Source organism: Salinactinospora qingdaonensis, assembly GCF_039539445.1.
In the GTDB taxonomy this organism is placed as follows: Bacteria; Actinomycetota; Actinomycetes; order Streptosporangiales; family Streptosporangiaceae; genus Salinactinospora; species Salinactinospora qingdaonensis.
The window spans coordinates 1-547 of sequence record NZ_BAABDD010000091.1 but is presented as its reverse complement, the minus strand read 5'-3'; the positions used below and the strand labels follow the sequence as shown (position 1 = coordinate 547).

General features: G+C 66.7%; 1 protein-coding gene. It reads right to left on the bottom strand.

The genetic code is table 11. From position 1 onward, the window contains the following. Positions 1–194: 194 nt before the first annotated feature. The coding region (locus ABD848_RS24920) for an amino acid--tRNA ligase-related protein (RefSeq protein ID WP_344977672.1) at positions 195–547 on the bottom strand (353 nt) is incomplete at its 5' end.

The following is a 547-nucleotide window of genomic DNA, read 5'->3' as shown; positions in this document are numbered from 1 at the left end:
ACCATCCAACACAACGGCAACTGGACCTGGCCCTCGGTCTCCTGTAGCGCACGGTGACCTTCTAACCCACACCCCCACAGCCACGGCGCGGCGGCCCAAAGGCCGCCGCGCCGTACTGCTATCGGCCAGCGGCCACCGCGCGGGGCGCGGAGGTAACGCATGCCTACCACAGCCGGCCAGCGCCCCTCCCCCTTTCAGGGCCGCCGACCGGCTGTCACCACCACCGAAGTCACTGAAGTCAGCGACATGTGCCGAATCCCTGCCTTAGGTTCTATTTTTAGACGTGCGGCGAGGACCGACGATAGGCGCAAACGAGCGAGTGCCTCCGCTGCCGCCCCGCAGGCTGGCGAGATCGCGCAGCGAACGAGGAACACCCCCACAGCCCTCACCCCCCGCAGGGCCTCGGCAACCGGCTTACCCTTGATCTCGAAGACCCGCTCGATCCCGCCCACCACGAGCCGCTTGAGGTAGAGCTCGGGAGCGATCCGCAAATAGAGATCGAGATTGTAGGCGTTGATGTGCGTGGTGAACGGCCGCGCCGTGGCCC